This is a genomic window from Spiribacter salilacus (genome assembly GCF_009649225.1).
GTDB classification, from domain to species: Bacteria; Pseudomonadota; Gammaproteobacteria; order Nitrococcales; family Nitrococcaceae; genus Spiribacter; species Spiribacter salilacus.
Window position 1 is genome coordinate 63,093 of the sequence record NZ_WJPP01000004.1, and the last position, 16,732, is coordinate 79,824.

Below are 16,732 nucleotides of genomic sequence, written 5' to 3' on the forward strand. Positions count from 1 at the left end.
AGCGTTTACTCGCTTGTGAACAGATCGGCGCCTTTTTCATCCATCATTTCGAGGGCTCGACCACCACCGCGAGCAACGCAGGTGAGTGGGTCCTCTGCAATAATCACGGGCAGACCGGTCTCTTCCATTAACAAGCGATCGAGATTTCTTAAGAGCGCACCACCACCCGTCAATACAATGCCGCGCTCAGCAACGTCGGCACCTAGCTCAGGCGGTGTTTGCTCTAAAGCTGTTTTTACTGCCCCCACAATACCAGCCAGTGGCTCTTGTAGGGCTTCAAGCATCTCGTTGCTGTTTAGCGTAAAACTCCGTGGGATGCCTTGGGCTAAGTTGCGCCCTTTAATTTCAAGCTCGCGCACCTCGTTACCCGGGAAGGCTTGCCCAATTTCATGTTTAATGCGCTCAGCCGTGGCCTCACCTATTAAAATGCCGTAGTTGCGACGCACATAGTTAACAATCGATTCATCAAATTTATCGCCGCCAATGCGCACCGAAGCCGAGTAGACAATACCGTTGAGTGACAGAACGGCCACCTCTGAGGTGCCGCCGCCAATGTCGAGCACCATTGAGCCGCGCGCCTCACTAACGGGCATGTTCGCGCCAATGGCGGCTGCCATTGGCTCTTCAATCAAATAAACTTCTCGGGCTCCCGCGCCGGCTGCTGATTCTCTAATAGCGCGGCGCTCAACCTGTGTAGACCCGCAAGGCACACAAACCAAAACACGCGGGCTGGGGCGGAAAAAGCGTGCCTCATGCACCTTTTTTATAAAATGCTGCAGCATTTTTTCGGTGACAGTGAAATCGGCGATAACGCCGTCTTTCAGTGGGCGAATGGCTTTAATTGTGCCGGGTGTTCTACCCAGCATCAGTTTTGCTTCTCGTCCGACTGCAGCAATAGTTTTGGGGCCACCATCCCGGTCTTGACGAATAGCGACAACCGATGGCTCGTCAAGCACAATGGATTGACCACGTGAATAAATGAGGGTGTTTGCTGTTCCTAGATCAATTGAAAGATCTGTGGAAAAAATACCTCGTATGCCCTTGAACATGCACTAATCCAGCCGGTTAGAAAAGATCGCTCAATTTATCAACGCGCGGGGGTTTGGGCAAGCCGGAGTGTATGCTATTTTTCCGCCTTTACTGAATTTTACTGGATAAGGAGTAGTTCATGTCGATCGATGCCGCCCAAGTGGGGCAGATCGCGCATTTGGCAAGGCTTGCTGTAGACGAACAGGAATCCGAAGCGCATGCCCGCAACTTGTCGGATATTCTGGCCTTTGTCGATCGGTTGGCAGAGGTCGATAGCAAAGATGTGGAGCCGATGGCGCATCCTCTCGAGATGACTCAACGTTTGCGGCCAGATCAAGTCAGTGAGCCCAACGAGCGTGAGCGCTTCCAAGCACTGGCACCTAGTGTGAGTGATGGCTGCTACCTCGTTCCCCGCGTTATCGAATAATTTGGCTGTACAAGCCATATCAGGACCTGATTATCATGCATGACCGTACGATTGCCGAGTTATCGGCTGCCTTGCAAAAAGGAGACTGCTCGAGCGTAGAGCTTGTTAGCGCCACGCTAAAAGCCATAGAAGACGCTGAAGCGCTGAACGCTTTTATAACGGTACTACCGGAGCAAGCACTCGAGGCCGCGGCAAAAGCCGATCAACTTCGAGCAAAAGGCCAAGCGGGCCCTCTAACCGGCATTCCCATTGCGCATAAAGATATCTTTTGCACGCATGATGTGCGCACCAGCTGTGCCAGTCGAATGCTTGATAATTTTGCTCCGCCTTACGATGCATTTGTGGTCGAGCAGCTGCAGGCTGCCGGTACCATCTGTGTGGGCAAGACCAATATGGATGAGTTTGCGATGGGCTCGTCTAATGAAACGAGTTGGTATGGCCCGGTGCGTAACCCGTGGGATCAAACGCGGGTGCCCGGTGGCTCTTCGGGTGGGTCTGCAGCAGCCGTGGCAGCCCGTCTTGTACCGGCAGCTACAGGTACCGATACCGGTGGGTCAATTCGGCAGCCTGCTGCGTTAACCGGAATTTGCGGTCTAAAACCCACCTATGGACGTATTTCTCGATACGGCATGATCGCCTTTGCTTCCAGTCTTGACCAGGCCGGGCCGATGGCAACAACCGCTGAAGATCTGGCGATGATGTTGCAGGCAATGGCAGGTTTTGATTCACGTGACTCCACCTGCGTTGATCAGCCGGTGCCAAACTATCAACAAGCCCTTAAGCCGGGTGCATTAAAAGGCTTGCGTGTCGGCTTACCCAAAGAGTATTTCAATGCCGAAGGGGTGGCGCCGGGCGTGCAGGCCGCTATGGAGGCGGCAATTACAACCATGCGCGAGGCGGGTGCGGAGCTTGTAGAAATTTCGCTACCCAACACCGAGCTTGCGGTACCGGTGTACTACGTGATTGCACCAGCCGAAGCGTCTTCAAATTTGTCACGCTTTGATGGCGTGCGCTATGGCTATCGATGTGAAAATCCCGTTGATCTTGAAGATTTGTATAAGCGCAGTCGCGGTGAAGGTTTTGGTGAAGAGGTCAAGCGGCGCATTATGATTGGCACGTATGCCCTGTCGGCCGGTTATTTTGATGCGTACTACCTCAAAGCTCAGCAGGTTCGGCGAATGATTCGTGATGACTTTACCCGAGCGTTTGCTGATGTAGATGTGATTGCTGGCCCAACGGCACCCTCAACCGCGTTTAGTGTGGGTGAAAAGTCAGATGATCCGGTCCAGATGTACCTATCCGACATCTTTACGATTGCCGTAAACCTGGCCGGTTTGCCGGCACTGTCGATACCGGCTGGCTTAGATAACGGATTGCCGGTGGGTTTGCAGCTTATCGGGCAGTATTTTGATGAGGGCCGACTTTTAGCGGCGGCTCATGATTTCCAACAGCATTCCGACTGGCATACGCGCCGGCCGGCAATGGATAGGTAGGGCAAGACCATGCAGTGGGAAGCAGTAATCGGGCTGGAGTTGCATGCGCAGCTGGCCACTAAAACCAAAATTTTCTCTGGCGCGGCCACAGCATACGGCGCAGAGCCAAATGTGCAGGCCTGTGCGATTGATTTGGGTATGCCAGGCGTTTTGCCGGTGCTTAATGAACGCGCGGTTCGGTATGCCGTTCGCTTGGGCCTAGCACTTGACGCTGAGGTTGCAGGGCGCTCTGTGTTTGCGCGCAAAAATTATTTTTATCCAGATCTGCCCAAGGGTTATCAGATTTCTCAGTATGAGCTGCCAGTGGTGGGGCAAGGGCATCTGGATATCGATTTAGAGGATGGCTCGATTAAGCGAATTGGTGTTACGCGCGCCCACTTGGAAGAAGACGCGGGCAAAAGCCTTCATGAAGGCTTTGTTGGCATGAGTGGCATCGATTTAAACCGTGCCGGTACGCCTTTGCTTGAGATTGTGTCCGAGCCTGATTTGCGCAGCGCACGTGAGGCGGTGGCCTACATGAAAAAGATGCATGCCTTGGTGCGATATCTTGAGATTTGCGATGGCAATATGCAGGAAGGCAGCTTTCGGTGTGATGCCAATGTATCGGTGCGGCCGGTGGGCACAGAGAAATTTGGGACCCGAACAGAAATTAAAAACCTAAATTCGTTTCGGTTTGTTGATCGCGCAATTAACTACGAGATAGAGCGCCAAATTGAGGTGCTCGAGGCTGGCGGTGAGATTGTTCAGGAAACCCGGTTATTTGACTCTGACCGGGGCGAAACGCGGCCGATGCGCAGCAAAGAAGAAGCCAACGACTATCGGTATTTTCCTGATCCTGATCTGCTTCCCCTAGAGATTGATTCGGCCTTTATTGATGAGGTAAGAGCGGAGTTGCCTGAGCTACCGGATGTTCGCCGGCAGCGGTTTGTGGAGCAATACGGTCTGTCGAACTATGACGCCGGCGTTCTGACCGCCAGTCGTGAGTTGGCCGACTTTTTTGAGATCGTTGCCGCGCAAGCAGACGCAAAGTTAGCGGCCAATTGGGTGATGGGTGATTTCTCAGCAGCGCTTAACCGCACGGGCGTTGAGCTCAATACCAGCCCGATCAGTGCGCAGGCATTAGGCGCGCTAGTTGCTCGTATTACGGATAACACCATCTCTGGAAAAATTGCCAAAGAGGTCTTTGAAGTGATGTGGGAAACCGGGCAAGAGGCCGATGCGATTATTGCAGAGCGTGGACTGGAGCAGGTGACCGATGCCGGTGCGATTGAGGCGGTAATTGATGAGGTCATTGCCGCTAATCCCGGCCAATTGGAACAATACCGAGCCGGCAAGACCAAATTAATGGGCTTTTTTGTGGGGCAAACCATGAAAGCGTCAGGCGGGAAAGCCAACCCACAACAGGTGAATGAAATTTTAAAGCGAAAGCTGGATGGCTGAGAAAGACGAGTCAGATCAGCTGCAACGCTTTATTTTTGACCAGGCCGATGTGCGTGGGCAGTTTGTTCAGCTGCGTGAAACCACTCAAGAGGTGATGCATCGTGGCGGCTACCCGCCGGGGGTTCAGAGGCTGATTGGTGAGGGGCTGGCGGCAGCAACGCTACTAGCGGCCACCTTAAAATATCCGAGCGCCCTGACTTTGCAGTTGCAGTCTAACGGGCCGATGGCCCTACTCTTAATACAGGCGCGTAGCGACGGCGGACTTAGAGCGATGGCGCGCTTTAATGGCGAAGTGCCCGATGGCGCGCCTTTGTCTGTGCAGGCGCCCGAGGGCACTTTGGCTATAACGATTGAGCCAGACGCCGAGCCAGATCGTTATCAGGGCATTGTGGATGTGGGCGGAGGCACGCTTGCCCAAGCGCTAGAGCGGTATTTTCTAGAATCTGAGCAGCTTTTAACGCGGGTTTGGTTAGCGGCTGAGGGAGATGCAGCAGCTGGCCTTTTACTGCAACGTTTGCCCGGTCAGCCCGGGCATGATGAAGACGCATGGGATCGGGCAGGCCACCTTGCCGCCACGGTTCAGCCAGAAGAGCTTTTGCAGTTGCCACCGCTCACTTTGCTACAGCGTCTTTTCCATGAAGAGACGATTCGCTTGTTTGACCCACTGTCGTACCGATTTCAGTGTCGCTGCTCCGAGGAGCGCGTTGCCGCAATGCTGTTGAGCCTTGGCGAAGAAGAGATTCGGGAAACCTTGGCTGAAGAGGGGCAGGTTGAGGTGCGATGTGAGTTCTGTAATGCCCTTTACCCGTTCGATGAAGTCGATGTCGAAGCGTTATTGACCAGTCCGATTGCGCGTGCCCCAGATAGTCAGCGCTCTCACTGACAAACCGGGCAGTTTGGATCGCGTTGTAAGTTCATTCGCCGCCAGGTCTGGGTAAGCGCATCAACCACCAGCAGTCGGCTGTTGAGCGGCTCACCTAAGCCACTCAGTACCTTAACGGCCTCAACGGCTTGCAGGCTGCCCATTACGCCAGTAAGCGGGCCTAGCACCCCGGTTTCGCTGCAGCTTTGTGCCTCTTCGCCTGTATCAGCAAATACGCATCGATAGCAGGGGCCGTCTAAGTCAGGTCGAAAGACGCCAATTTGTCCATCCAGTCCAATAACGGCGGCTGAAACGAGCGGTTTAGATGCAGCAACACAGGCAGCATTCACCGCAAAGCGGGTGGCAAAGTTATCGCTGCCGTCTAATACGATATCCACGGTTGCTACTAACTCATGCAAGCGCTCAGCGGTAAGCCGTTCGTTAAGCGTGATGAGCTCTATTTGATCGTTAAGCGCCGCTAGCCGTTGGCGCGCTGAATCGGTCTTTGGGCGTCCTACATCCTGCGTGCCATGCAAGATTTGGCGCTGTAGGTTGGTGAGATCCACCACATCATCATCCGCCAAGATCAGCGTGCCAACGCCAGCTGCAGCCAAGTATAGCGAGGCGGGTGAGCCGAGCCCGCCAAGCCCAATGATCAAAGCGCGACTATCGAGTAGGCGATCTTGGCCTTCAAGGTCAAAGCCGCGAACCATGATCTGACGGCTATACCGCAAAAGTGCTTCATCCTTCACTGCGCTCGTCCCCCTGTAATACGTTCTTGGCCGGCAAGGTCATAACGGGTTTCAATGTTAACCAGATCATGTGCTGCCATTAAGTCACGAACAGCCTTGGCTTGCTGATAGCCATGCTCCACCCAGAGTCGCCCCCTTGCGTTGAGTCTAGCCGCGGCGCCTGCAATGATTTGCCTGAGCGCTGATAATCCATCAGTGCCTGAAGTTAGGGCGAGCGACGGTTCAAATTGGACATCACCCTGCTGCAATTCGGGTTCATTCAACCCCATATAAGGTGGATTGGATACGATTAGATCATATCGGTATTGGGCAACCGGTTCGTACCAATCGCCAGTAAAAAATGAAATGTGCTCAACCTTTAGTGCCTGTGCGTTTTGCTGAGCAATGGCCAGCGCCTCGGTACTGTAATCCACCGCATGAATGGTGCTCTCTGGCCAAGCGCGTGCCAGCGCAATGGCAATGCAGCCACTGCCAGTGCCAAGGTCAAGGACACGGTCGGCCGGTTGCTCAAGAGCAGCCTCAACTAAATGTTCAGTTTCTGGGCGAGGGATTAGCACGCACGGTGCGACTTTAAGGGTGAAATCAATAAAGTCTCTTTGACCGAGCAGATGGGCAATGGGCTCGCCACGTTGGCGGCGATCTAGTAAAGCACTAAATTGCTCGTCTTCAACATAACTAAGTAGTCGCTCGCCAAAAGCCAGGATTTGGCTGCGTGATAGGCCGGTTGCTGCCGCGAGCAAGCAGTCTACGTCTAATCGAGCAGACGATTGTTGCCCTTTTAGTGCCAGCAGGCCGGCTTGACGGGCTTGCGCCAGCGTGCGCGTGGCGCTCACTTCAAGCCAGCAGCCCGCAACGTGATCGCGCGTTCCTCCAGCATGATCGGAATGCCGTCGTCGATCCGATAAATGCGCTCGTCGTTAGCGGTGATTAGGCCTTCAGACAATGGATTCTCTACTATTGTGTCGTCTTGATAATGCACTTCACCGGTTTCGATGCGCGCATTGAGTGCGGATAACTCGTCTCGCCGAAGCATCCGTACCGGTTGCTTGGTAACCGGGCAACAAAGAACATCGAGTAGTTTTCTATCAATTCCCATAGTGGCAATAGAATACCATGCGATAGCCAATTTCAATGTGTCGAGCTAACATGACGGCTGGAGTGAATTTTTATCAATTAACGATGTGGGATCAGTGATGAGCGAAGCCCCGATCGACAATATTAATGTGATTGCCCAAGAACCTTTGCCAACACCGGCTGAAATGAAAGCGCGTTTTCCGCTGACGGAAACGGCACGTGCAACCGTAGAGTCTGGGCGTAAGACGGTGGAGGCCATCTTAGATGGCACTGATCCGCGGTTACTCGTGGTGATTGGCCCCTGCTCTGTGCACGACACCGAGGCAGCGATTGACTACGCCAAGCGGCTTAAAGCGCTGCATGATGAGCTAGGCGAGTCTCTGTATATCGTGATGCGCGTGTACTTTGAGAAGCCTCGCACCACCGTTGGGTGGAAAGGGCTTATTAACGATCCTTACATGGATGATAGCTTTGATATCGAAGAGGGCATTGCCAGAGCTCGGCAGTTATTACTGACCTTAGCGGAAATGGGGTTGCCCACGGGTACGGAAGCGCTTGATCCGATTACGCCGCAGTATTTGGGAGATTTGATTAGCTGGACGGCCATTGGTGCGCGCACCACTGAGTCACAAACGCATCGCGAAATGGCAAGTGGCCTATCAACGGCGGTTGGATTCAAAAATGGCACCGACGGAAATCTGGAAGTGGCAATTAATGCATTGCGTTCTGCCTCCAGTCCGCACAGCTTTTTAGGTATTACCCAGCAAGAGGGGCGCTCGGCCATTATTCGCACGGCGGGTAACCGGTACGGCCACATGGTGCTGCGGGGTGGGCGGCAGCCGAATTATGACTCAGTCAGCGTCGCCCTATCAGAAAAAGCGCTCGATGATGCCGGCTTGCCCACCAAGTTAATGGTGGATTGCAGTCATGCAAATTCCAATAAAGATCCCGCGCTTCAGCCATTGGTTATGGAAAACTTAGTCAACCAAATCATCGAGGGTAATCGCTCGATTGTGGCGGTGATGATTGAAAGCAATATCGGATGGGGTGCCCAAAAGCTGACAGAGGATCTGTCTGCGCTCGAGTATGGAGTATCCATTACCGATGGGTGTATTGACTGGCCAACAACGGAAAAGCTACTAAAAGACGCTGCGCAGCGGCTGCATCAGCCGTTATTAGCCAGAGTTAGTTAATTTTGGGCTTGACCTGAGGCTCGTTGAAGGGTTGAATCATCGACCGATTCAATGGAGGTGGATAATGACCGACAAGGCAACGCTCCCGGTTCGTGGCATTGAGCCGTACGCGCCAAAAAAAGGCGAGGAGTACATGAATGAGGCACAACTGGCTCATTTTCAAGCAATTCTAGAAGCGTGGAAAAAGCAGCTTCAAGATGAAGTGGAGCGCACGGTCAGTCATATGCGCGACGATGCAAGCCACTATGCGGACCCAGCTGATCGGGCAACGCAAGAAGAAGAGTTTGCCCTCGAGCTACGAACGCGTGATCGTGAGCGTAAGCTAATTCGCAAGATTGATCAGACAATGGATCGCATTCGTATGGACGATTACGGCTATTGCGACCAATGCGGCGTCGAGATCGGTTTACGTCGGCTAGAGGCGCGCCCTACAGCCACCTTGTGTGTGGATTGTAAAACGCTCGAAGAACTGCGCGAAAAACAACGCGTTGCTTAATTGCCGCGTTAGCCGTCGTCGGCTAACGCGGCAAGCTGATCAGCCTGATATTCACTGATAAGCGGGTCGATGATGGGGTCAAGTTGCCCCATCAAAATCTCGTCGAGTTTATATAAAGTCAGATTGATTCGATGATCAGTGACGCGACCCTGCGGAAAGTTATACGTGCGAATGCGCTCTGAGCGATCGCCACTACCCACTAATAGTTTTCGGGTTTCGCTACGCTCACTTGCCGCAGCCTCACGCTCTTGATCCATCAATCGGGCTTGTAATAAGGAAAGCGCCTTGGCTCGATTCTTATGCTGTGATCTTTCATCCTGACATTCCACAACAACACCGGTTGGTAGGTGCGTGATGCGCACGGCAGAGTCAGTTTTGTTCACATGCTGCCCGCCGGCGCCCGAGGCGCGAAAGGTATCAATGCGCAGCTCTGCCGGGTTTATTTCAATTTCATCGAGTGCTTCAGCCTCTGGTAGCACCGCAACGGTGCAGGCAGAGGTATGAATGCGTCCCTGCGATTCGGTGGTTGGTACGCGCTGTACGCGATGTGCACCAGACTCAAACTTAAGCCGGGAATACACACGATCACCGGCAATACGCGCAACCACCTCTCGATAGCCGCCTTGCTCACCGTCGCTTTCACTAATGATTTCCGTTTTCCAGCCAAGCTGTTCGGCATAGCGTAAATACATACGTAATAAATCGCCGGCAAACAAAGCAGCCTCATCGCCCCCAGTGCCTGCCCGAATTTCTAAAAAGGTATTCCGGGCATCGTTGGGGTCTTCTGGCAGCATGAGAACTTTGAGTTGCGCTTCGAGCTCTTCAAGTGCTGCTGATGCCGTGTTGGCCTCTTCTTCAGCCAATTCTCGAAGTTCTGGATCCTTTTCTGCCAGCATGGTTTGTGCATTCTTTAGCGCTGCTTCGTGGTGAGAGAAGTCAGCAAGCGTACGTGTTACTGGCTCAAGGCGTGCGTATTCGCGCGAAAGCCGAGTGAACTGGTTGGAATCAGCGATGATGCTAGGGTCTGCTAACAGCCCTTCAATTTCTTGGTGACGTTCAGCCAGTCTTTCGAGTTTGCGCCGAAGCGAGTCTTTCATTCCGTATCCTTTTCATCGCTGTCTTCGAGGCCCAATAGCCAGCGACTTTGCTGAATGATGGCTGGATCCCCTGTACGTGCCGCTTGTCGTAACCCCACTGTCGGAACGTGTAATAGCTTGCGGGTCAGCCGATGTGCCAAAATCTCGAGTACGCGCTCAGCCGGTTGCCCGGCAGCTAGGCTTCGGCGTGCCTGCTCTAGCGCGAACTCTCGTTCTCGCTCGCCGTGTTGCCTGAAACGCCGAATGGTACTAACCGCATCGAGTGTGCGAACCCAGTCCATAAATCGGTCGGTTTGTGTTTCGACCAGAGCTTCAGCGGCTTCAGCCGCCGCAGCGCGCGATCGCATGTTACGTTCAACCACGCCGCGTAAGTCGTCGATGCTATACAAAAAGACGTCGTCGAGTTGCTCAATGGCAGGGTCGATATCTCGCGGCACGGCAAGATCCACCATAAAAATAGGCCGTCGGCGCCGGTGTTTTAAAGCTTCCTTAACGGCGGCCAGTTCAACAACCGGCTGTTCACTTGCCGTACAGGATACAACGATATCCACCTTAGCAAGATGCGAGGGAATTTCTTCAAGCGTTAATGCTGAGCCGGCGTGAAGACTAGCCAACCGCTCAGCTCGCTCTCGGCTGCGATTGGCAATGAATAAGCCTTTAACGGGCTGTTCATGAAAATGCCGCGCAGTCAGCTCAATCATTTCGCCAGCGCCGATAAGTAGCGCTGCGCTCGACTCTAGCCCACCAAATATTTGCCGGGCTAGCGTAACAGCAGCAAAAGCAACCGACACAGGATAAGCACCAATATCGGTTTCTGTGCGCACACGTTTGGCAACGGCAAAGGCGTGCTGAAAGAGTCTTTGTAGGATCTGGCCGAGCAATCCAGCGCGTGCTGCGGAATGATAGGCCAGTTTTGCTTGTCCAAGGATCTGTGGCTCGCCTAGCACTAAAGAGTCTAGGCCAGCGCCAACGCGCAATAAATGCCGAATGGCATCGCGCCCCTCATGCACATAAAGGTAGGGTGTGAGCCATTCAGGGTCTAGGCCCTGTTCAGCTTCTAGCCAGCGTTGCAGAATAGCGGGAGTGGCCTCGGGTGCTAGTACGGCGTGGATTTCGGTGCGGTTGCATGTCGAAATAACAGCCGCCTCGCACACCCCCGGGCGCCGTGCCAATGCGCTCAGTGCCGCATCCAGGCGATCGGTTGATATAACAACGCGCTCGCGAACCGGCACCGGTGCTGTTTTGTGATTTAGGCCAAGAGTGACAACAGGCATTGAGTTTGAGTAACTGGCACTATGAAACTGAAATAATCACACTATGTTATCCGTCTTCGGTGCTTTTTAGCTAACACGAGAATTTTGATGGAACGTTTTTGTCCCGCAGGCTACCTGAAATGGCTCACTTTATGTGGGATTGTGCTGCTGACTGGGTGCGCCAGTTCATCGCTGTCTGAATCAGATAGTAGGGCGCTTGCAGCTGATCTTCGATGGGTGGAATCTGAAGACTTAAGCCCGATTTCAGACGATGCGCTGCTCACTAAAATTTTGCTAGCAGAAATGGCGTTAGCTCGGGGCCAGACAAACACGGCGATTGAGTCATACGCAACTGCTGCCGCGCAAAGTGAAGATGTTCAAGTTGTGCGGCGTGCAGTAGAGGTTGCGCTGCGCGAGGATGATTATGAGGTGGCGATGGCGGCAACAAAACGCTGGCTATCGCTAGCCCCTGACAGTGTAGATGCACGCCAGCTGTTGGGTGTTTTGACGATTCAGCAGGGTAATCTTGAGGGCGCTTACTCCATTTTAAGTCAAAATCTCCCGGCCGAGCAGTCAGAGCGTGATGCCTTGATTGGTCGGCTTGGCAGCCTGCTTATGCAGCCCAATATGCCGGATGAAGCATTGGCTTTGATGCAGCGATTAGCGGCAGAACAGCCTAGCTCCGCGGCGGCGCAATTAGCGCTAGCCCGTCTTGCTCTATCGCGTGAAGCGCTATCGATAGCGCGCGAAGCGGTTGAGCAAGCCCTGTCATTGCGTCCTGATTGGGTTACTGCGCGTTTGGTTAGGGTGGATGTGCTACTGATGCAGGAACAAAGCGCATTGGCATTGGCGGCATATCGAAGCTTAATAGAGGATGGTGTCAGCTCCTCAGAAATTATGACCAACGCCGCTATGCTGGCGATGCAAGCGGGCGATCTGCGTTACGCAGGACAGTTGCTGCGTGCCCTTAAGAAGCAGCCAGGCCAAGCCGATCAGGCAAATTTTTGGCTGGGTCAGTTGGCAGAGCAAGGCGCGGTTTGGACTGAAGCGTTGCGCTATTATCGAAATGTTCGTGGTTTGCTGCAGGGTGAGGCAATGATGCGTATTGCCTGGATTCTGGCCCGCCAGGAGCGATTTGATCAAGCCTATGAAGAGCTCAGTGCGGTGCGCTCAGAACATCCGGAGCTGGCCGCTAGCGCATGGCGCAGTGAGGGCGAGATGCTGCGAATGCAGGATGAGCCAGGGGCAGCTTTGCAGGTATTTAACGCAGCCTTGCTCGCGCATCCGGATGATTTAGATCTTCGCTATAGCCGTGCCCTTGTCCTCGTGATGCTAGATGCGGTGGAACCCGCCATTGAGGCATTGGAAGAAATTCTTGCGGTTGATCCGAACAACCCGGCGGCACTGAATGCACTGGGATATACCCTGGTTGATCAAACGGATCGAATTGACGAAGGTGCTGCCATGATTGAGCGTGCTTACGAAGCAGCACCGGATGATCCCGCTGTGATCGATAGCATGGGGTGGGCTGCTTTTCGCCAAGGCGATCCGGAGCGCGCGCTGAGCTACCTAGAAAGGGCGTATGCGCTTGCATCAGATGATCCAGAAATTTCCGCCCATTTGGGTGAAGTTCTATGGGTCCTGGGGCAACGCGCCAGAGCAAGAGAAATTTGGGCGCCCGTGCTGGTAACACATCCCGACCATCCTGTGTTGCGTGAAACCACGCAAAGGCTCGATCCATGAGGTGGGTTCTAGCGCTTTTGCCGCTACTACTGTTGGCGGGTTGTGCCACAAAGCCGCCAATGCCCATGGAAGAGCAGATAGAGGTGCTAGATTTAGATCAATGGTCTGCGCCAGCGCGCCCAGCGCACTGGACCTTGACGGGGCGTGCAGCACTTGAGGCAGGTGATGAGGCCGGGAGCGCCAGTGTGCAATGGGCGCAGTCAGCCGATCAGTATCGGCTAGCGTTACGAGGGACCTTAGGCGTTGGGAATTTGGATTTACGCCGCGATAACGACGAAGTGGTGCTAAAAACGGGTGATGGCAAGACGTATGTCGCACGGGATGCACGTGAGTTGTTACAGGCGGTAACGGGCGTGGATTGGCCGGTGGAAATTTTGCGCTATTGGGTGACAGGGCATGCAGCGCCGTGGTTATCGGGGCAGGCGCGGGTTAACGCGTCTGGGCAGTTGATTGAGCTGCGCCAAAATGACTGGGTGATTCAATATGATCGCTATCAAGTGATTAATGGTTATGAGTTGCCCGGTCGGATTTGGGCTGAGGGTGAAGGGTCAAAAGTACGGCTTGCGGTAAGAAATTGGACGATCGAAGAATGAGCGGAGTCTCACACGCTTGGCCGGCGCCGGCCAAAATCAATCGTTTTTTGCATATCACAGGGCGTCGCCCCGATGGCTACCATACGTTGCAAACCGCGTTTCAATTTGCCGAGCCGGTTGATGAATTAACCTTTACGCTGACCGAGCATTCGGCCGTAGAAAGAACGGGCGGAATAGCTAATTTACCGCCAGCACAAGATTTAGTGGTAAAGGCAGCCGAGTTACTCCGCGGCAAAGCGGGCATTACCAAGGGCGTGAGTATTCACGTGGAAAAGCGTATTCCTATTGGGGGTGGCTTAGGAGGCGGAAGCTCGAATGCCGCGACTACCTTGGTGGCATTGAACCATTTATGGGGCTGCGAGCTTACCCCCAAAGACTTAATGACCTTGGCTTTGCAACTAGGCGCAGATGTGCCGGTGTTTGTGGGCGGGGTTGCTGCTTGGGCCGACGGTGTGGGGGAAGTATTGACTCCGCTTAGTATGAATCAGCCCTGGCTGCTAATGGTAAATCCGGGGGTTAATGTACAAACAGCAGTTGTTTTTCATGACAGTAAATTGACACGCAATACTGCAGAGTTAACAATACGCGCCGTTGGGGATGAAGGCATGCGCAACGATTGTGAGCCGGTAGTTCGGCGGTTGTACCCCAAAATTGCCGCAGTGCTTGATGAGCTCGGTCGGTTGGGGGCCGCAAAGCTCACTGGAACGGGGGGTTGTGCGTTTGCCGAGTATCCGTCGCAGTCTGCGGCTGAGGCCGCGCAGCGACAACTGAGTAAAGGCCTAGATAGCTGGGTCTGCAGAGCGAAGAATCGCTCGCCGCTCTGCGATCGACTAGCGATCGAGGGCATTGACAACTGGGGCGTAGCCAAGCGGTAAGGCACGGGGTTTTGATCCCCGCATGCGCAGGTTCGAATCCTGCCGCCCCAGCCATTTTTCAGATAGGTCGACGCGGGGCTCACCACGATGGAAAACGGAAGCATGATGCTCTTCAGCGGGAATGCAAATCCCGCATTGGCCCATGCAATTGCTGCACATCTTAAGATTCGTGTTGGCGATGCGTTAGTTACCGGCTTTAGTGACGGTGAAGTACAGGTCGAAATTAATGAGCACGTGCGCGGCCACGATGTTTTCATTATTCAGCCAACTTGCCAGCCAACCAACGATAACCTGATGGAATTACTCGTGATCGCGGATGCGCTGAGACGCTCTTCAGCAGCACGGATTACGGCGGTCATTCCCTATTACGGATACGCGCGACAAGACCGGCGTCAGCGCTCACAACGTGTACCCATTACCGCAAAGCTAGTTGCCGATATGATCACCACGGCCGGTATCAATCGGGTGGTCACTGTCGATTTGCATGCCGATCAGATTCAGGGTTTTTTCAATATTCCCGTCGACAATGTCTACGCATCACCCGTTCTATTGGGTGATATTTGGCGTCAGACTTACGCCGATAAAATCGTTGTATCCCCTGATGTGGGTGGTGTTCTGCGTGCTCGCGCGGTGGCCCGACGGCTTGATAATGCAGACCTTGCCATCATCGATAAACGCCGGCCGAGAGCGAATGAGCTTGAGGTAATGAATATTATTGGGGATGTCCAGGATAAGACCTGTATCATTGTCGACGATATTATTGATACGGCCGGCACGCTCTGCCAAGCGGCAACGGCGCTGAAAGAGCGGGGTGCAGGCAAGGTGGTTGCGTACATTACTCATCCGGTATTATCGGGGCCCGCCATTAGCCGTATCGAGGAAAGTCATCTTGATCAAGTGGTGGTAACGGATAGCATTCCGTTGTCAGAGGCTGGTCAAGCCTGTGACCGAATTCGTCAGCTTTCGCTGGCAGAAATGCTCGCCGAGACGATGCGGCGGGTTAATAATGATGAGTCGGTTAGCGAGTTATTTGTTGACTGATCGTTGAAGCGTCATCTCTGGTCGCGGGGGTGACAGCCGCCATGGGCGGTTTTATTTTTTAATTGGAGTAACGACACATGACGGTTGAACTTAAGCTGGATGCAACCGTTCGCGAAGATCAGGGGAAGGGTGCGAGCCGCCGCCTGCGTCAAGCGAAGCAAATCCCAGGTATTATGTATGGTGCCGGTAAGGCGCCTGTTTCTCTAACGTTTAATGAGGAGCAGGTCTTACGGCTGTTGCGTGAAGAAGGATTTTTCTCGCAAATCCTCGATGTAAAAGTTAAGGGTAAGCGAGTCGAGAAAGCGATCTTAAAGGATATGCAACGTCATCCATTTAAGCCGCTTGTCACGCACATGGATTTATTGCGCATTAAGGCTGGCGAGAAAATGCGTCAGACCGTGCCTCTGCACTTTTTGAACGAAGAGACCGCGAAAGGCGTGAAGCTGGGTGGTGGCGTGGTGCATCACGATGCCATTGAGGTGGAAGTGGAATGTTTGCCAGATGATCTGCCTGGTTCGATTGATGTCGATGTGGCAGAGCTAGAACTGGGTCATTCGATTCATTTGTCTGATCTCACGCCGCCAGAAGGCGTGGCTTTCACGGCACTTGACCCCGAGCATGACCACGATCCGGTATTGGTTAGCATTAATGCACCACGCGTAGTCTCTGAGGAAGAAGACGAGGCGGGTGACTCGGATGAGGCAGCCGACGATAGTGCCGGTGAATCTGCTGACGACAGCGAGTAAGCCAGCGCTGATGGAACGCACGCGGTGAACATGGCCGCGGCGTTTCAACTGATTGTAGGTCTGGGCAACCCCGGATCACGTTATGAAGGGACCCGGCATAATGCCGGGTTCTGGTTTGTAGCGGCATTGGCAGCGCAGCAGGGCGTTAGTCTGCGGGAATCCAGCAAATTTTATGGTTGGCATGGCCAATGGGCCAGCGAGCAGGGTGTTGTGCATCTTTTGTGCCCATCAACCTTCATGAATCATAGCGGCCGGTCGGTTAGTGCAATCGTGAATTTTTATCGGTTGGCTCGCCCTAATGTGCTTGTTGTACATGATGAAATTGACCTTGCGCCGGGTGTTTTGCGGCTTAAGGAAAATGGCGGGCACGGGGGGCACAATGGGCTGCGCGATATTGTTTCGGCGCTGGGCGGTTCGGACTTTCGTCGCCTACGCATCGGTGTTGGGCATCCAGGGAGTAGTGACTTGGTGGTGCCGTATGTGCTCGGAGAACCAGGGCGCGAGGAAAAAGCCGTCATTCAGTCAGGCATCGAGGCCGGGTTGGCCTGTGTGCCCGATTTGATATCAGGGCAGTGGGCGCAGGCGCAACAGACGCTGCATCGGCGTCTCTAAGGAGCA

At 53.8% G+C, this 16,732-nt stretch carries 18 protein-coding genes and 1 tRNA gene; 13 read left to right on the top strand and 6 right to left on the bottom strand.

The window, feature by feature from the left end:
- Positions 1–5: 5 nt before the first annotated feature.
- On the bottom strand, positions 6–1,049 hold the full coding sequence (locus GH984_RS07825) for a rod shape-determining protein (protein ID WP_153719669.1): 1,044 nt from the start codon (positions 1,047–1,049) through the stop codon (positions 6–8).
- 119 nt (positions 1,050–1,168) lie between these two features.
- On the opposite strand from GH984_RS07825, the gene gatC reads away from it, so the two are divergent.
- The 4 genes from gatC to hslO are packed head-to-tail and all read left to right on the top strand — an operon-like array spanning position 1,169 to position 5,272.
- Positions 1,169–1,456, top strand: coding sequence for an Asp-tRNA(Asn)/Glu-tRNA(Gln) amidotransferase subunit GatC (gene gatC / locus GH984_RS07830; RefSeq protein WP_153719670.1), 288 nt, complete (start codon positions 1,169–1,171; stop codon positions 1,454–1,456).
- Positions 1,457–1,491: 35 nt separating this feature from the next.
- The gene (gene gatA / locus GH984_RS07835) at positions 1,492–2,949 is read left to right on the top strand and encodes an Asp-tRNA(Asn)/Glu-tRNA(Gln) amidotransferase subunit GatA (protein ID WP_153719671.1); all 1,458 of its coding nucleotides are present in this window, start codon (positions 1,492–1,494) and stop codon (positions 2,947–2,949) included.
- Between the two features lie 9 nt (positions 2,950–2,958).
- On the top strand, positions 2,959–4,389 hold the full coding sequence (gene gatB / locus GH984_RS07840; protein ID WP_153719672.1) for an Asp-tRNA(Asn)/Glu-tRNA(Gln) amidotransferase subunit GatB: 1,431 nt from the start codon (positions 2,959–2,961) through the stop codon (positions 4,387–4,389).
- On the top strand, positions 4,382–5,272 hold the full coding sequence (gene hslO / locus GH984_RS07845; RefSeq protein ID WP_153719673.1) for an Hsp33 family molecular chaperone HslO: 891 nt from the start codon (positions 4,382–4,384) through the stop codon (positions 5,270–5,272). Before gatB ends, hslO begins: the two co-directional genes overlap by 8 nt.
- Here the strand turns inward: hslO and GH984_RS07850 are convergent.
- From GH984_RS07850 to GH984_RS07860, 3 genes are read right to left on the bottom strand one after another with little or no spacing between them, the layout of a single operon-like run.
- Positions 5,266–6,003 carry a HesA/MoeB/ThiF family protein gene (locus tag GH984_RS07850; RefSeq protein WP_369692002.1) on the bottom strand — a complete coding sequence of 246 codons (738 nt, stop codon included), beginning with the start codon at positions 6,001–6,003 and terminating at the stop codon, positions 5,266–5,268. The two genes, hslO and GH984_RS07850, sit on opposite strands and share 7 nt — an antisense overlap.
- Positions 6,000–6,836, bottom strand: a complete 837-nt coding sequence (prmC, locus tag GH984_RS07855) for a peptide chain release factor N(5)-glutamine methyltransferase (protein ID WP_216643641.1) — start codon at positions 6,834–6,836, stop codon at positions 6,000–6,002. Before prmC ends, GH984_RS07850 begins: the two co-directional genes overlap by 4 nt.
- The gene (locus tag GH984_RS07860) at positions 6,833–7,099 is read right to left on the bottom strand and encodes a Trm112 family protein (protein ID WP_153719674.1); all 267 of its coding nucleotides are present in this window, start codon (positions 7,097–7,099) and stop codon (positions 6,833–6,835) included. Before GH984_RS07860 ends, prmC begins: the two co-directional genes overlap by 4 nt.
- Positions 7,100–7,196: 97 nt before the next feature.
- On the opposite strand from GH984_RS07860, the gene GH984_RS07865 reads away from it, so the two are divergent.
- Both GH984_RS07865 and dksA read left to right on the top strand, forming a co-directional pair.
- Positions 7,197–8,270 carry a 3-deoxy-7-phosphoheptulonate synthase gene (locus tag GH984_RS07865; RefSeq protein WP_153719675.1) on the top strand — a complete coding sequence of 358 codons (1,074 nt, stop codon included), beginning with the start codon at positions 7,197–7,199 and terminating at the stop codon, positions 8,268–8,270.
- A gap of 64 nt (positions 8,271–8,334) precedes the next feature.
- A complete protein-coding gene (gene dksA / locus GH984_RS07870; protein ID WP_153719676.1) occupies positions 8,335–8,766 on the top strand; it encodes an RNA polymerase-binding protein DksA in 432 nt (143 codons plus the stop codon).
- An 8-nt stretch (positions 8,767–8,774) separates the two neighbouring features.
- On the opposite strand, the gene prfA is transcribed toward dksA, so the two are convergent.
- Complete coding sequence (gene prfA / locus GH984_RS07875; RefSeq protein ID WP_153719677.1) at positions 8,775–9,863, bottom strand: peptide chain release factor 1; 1,089 nt, start codon at positions 9,861–9,863, stop codon at positions 8,775–8,777.
- Complete coding sequence (hemA, locus tag GH984_RS07880; RefSeq protein ID WP_153719678.1) at positions 9,860–11,137, bottom strand: glutamyl-tRNA reductase; 1,278 nt, start codon at positions 11,135–11,137, stop codon at positions 9,860–9,862. Before hemA ends, prfA begins: the two co-directional genes overlap by 4 nt.
- Positions 11,138–11,224: 87 nt before the next feature.
- On the opposite strand from hemA, the gene GH984_RS07885 reads away from it, so the two are divergent.
- The 7 genes from GH984_RS07885 to pth all read left to right on the top strand — a co-directional run bounded on the left by GH984_RS07885 (position 11,225) and on the right by pth (position 16,726).
- Entirely contained in the window at positions 11,225–12,859 is a 1,635-nt protein-coding gene (locus tag GH984_RS07885; RefSeq protein ID WP_153719679.1) for a tetratricopeptide repeat protein, read from the top strand.
- Positions 12,856–13,452: a lipoprotein insertase outer membrane protein LolB gene (lolB, locus tag GH984_RS07890; RefSeq protein ID WP_153719680.1), complete on the top strand. Its 597-nt coding sequence runs from the start codon at positions 12,856–12,858 to the stop codon at positions 13,450–13,452. Before GH984_RS07885 ends, lolB begins: the two co-directional genes overlap by 4 nt.
- On the top strand, positions 13,449–14,327 hold the full coding sequence (gene ispE, locus GH984_RS07895) for a 4-(cytidine 5'-diphospho)-2-C-methyl-D-erythritol kinase (RefSeq protein ID WP_153719681.1): 879 nt from the start codon (positions 13,449–13,451) through the stop codon (positions 14,325–14,327). Before lolB ends, ispE begins: the two co-directional genes overlap by 4 nt.
- Positions 14,307–14,381, top strand: a tRNA-Gln gene (locus tag GH984_RS07900). Before ispE ends, GH984_RS07900 begins: the two co-directional genes overlap by 21 nt.
- A gap of 33 nt (positions 14,382–14,414) precedes the next feature.
- Positions 14,415–15,368: a ribose-phosphate diphosphokinase gene (locus GH984_RS07905; protein ID WP_153719682.1), complete on the top strand. Its 954-nt coding sequence runs from the start codon at positions 14,415–14,417 to the stop codon at positions 15,366–15,368.
- Positions 15,369–15,445: 77 nt separating this feature from the next.
- The gene (locus GH984_RS07910; RefSeq protein ID WP_153719683.1) at positions 15,446–16,114 is read left to right on the top strand and encodes a 50S ribosomal protein L25/general stress protein Ctc; all 669 of its coding nucleotides are present in this window, start codon (positions 15,446–15,448) and stop codon (positions 16,112–16,114) included.
- A gap of 30 nt (positions 16,115–16,144) precedes the next feature.
- The gene (gene pth, locus GH984_RS07915; protein WP_153719684.1) at positions 16,145–16,726 is read left to right on the top strand and encodes an aminoacyl-tRNA hydrolase; all 582 of its coding nucleotides are present in this window, start codon (positions 16,145–16,147) and stop codon (positions 16,724–16,726) included.
- The last annotated feature ends 6 nt before the right edge of the window (positions 16,727–16,732 follow it).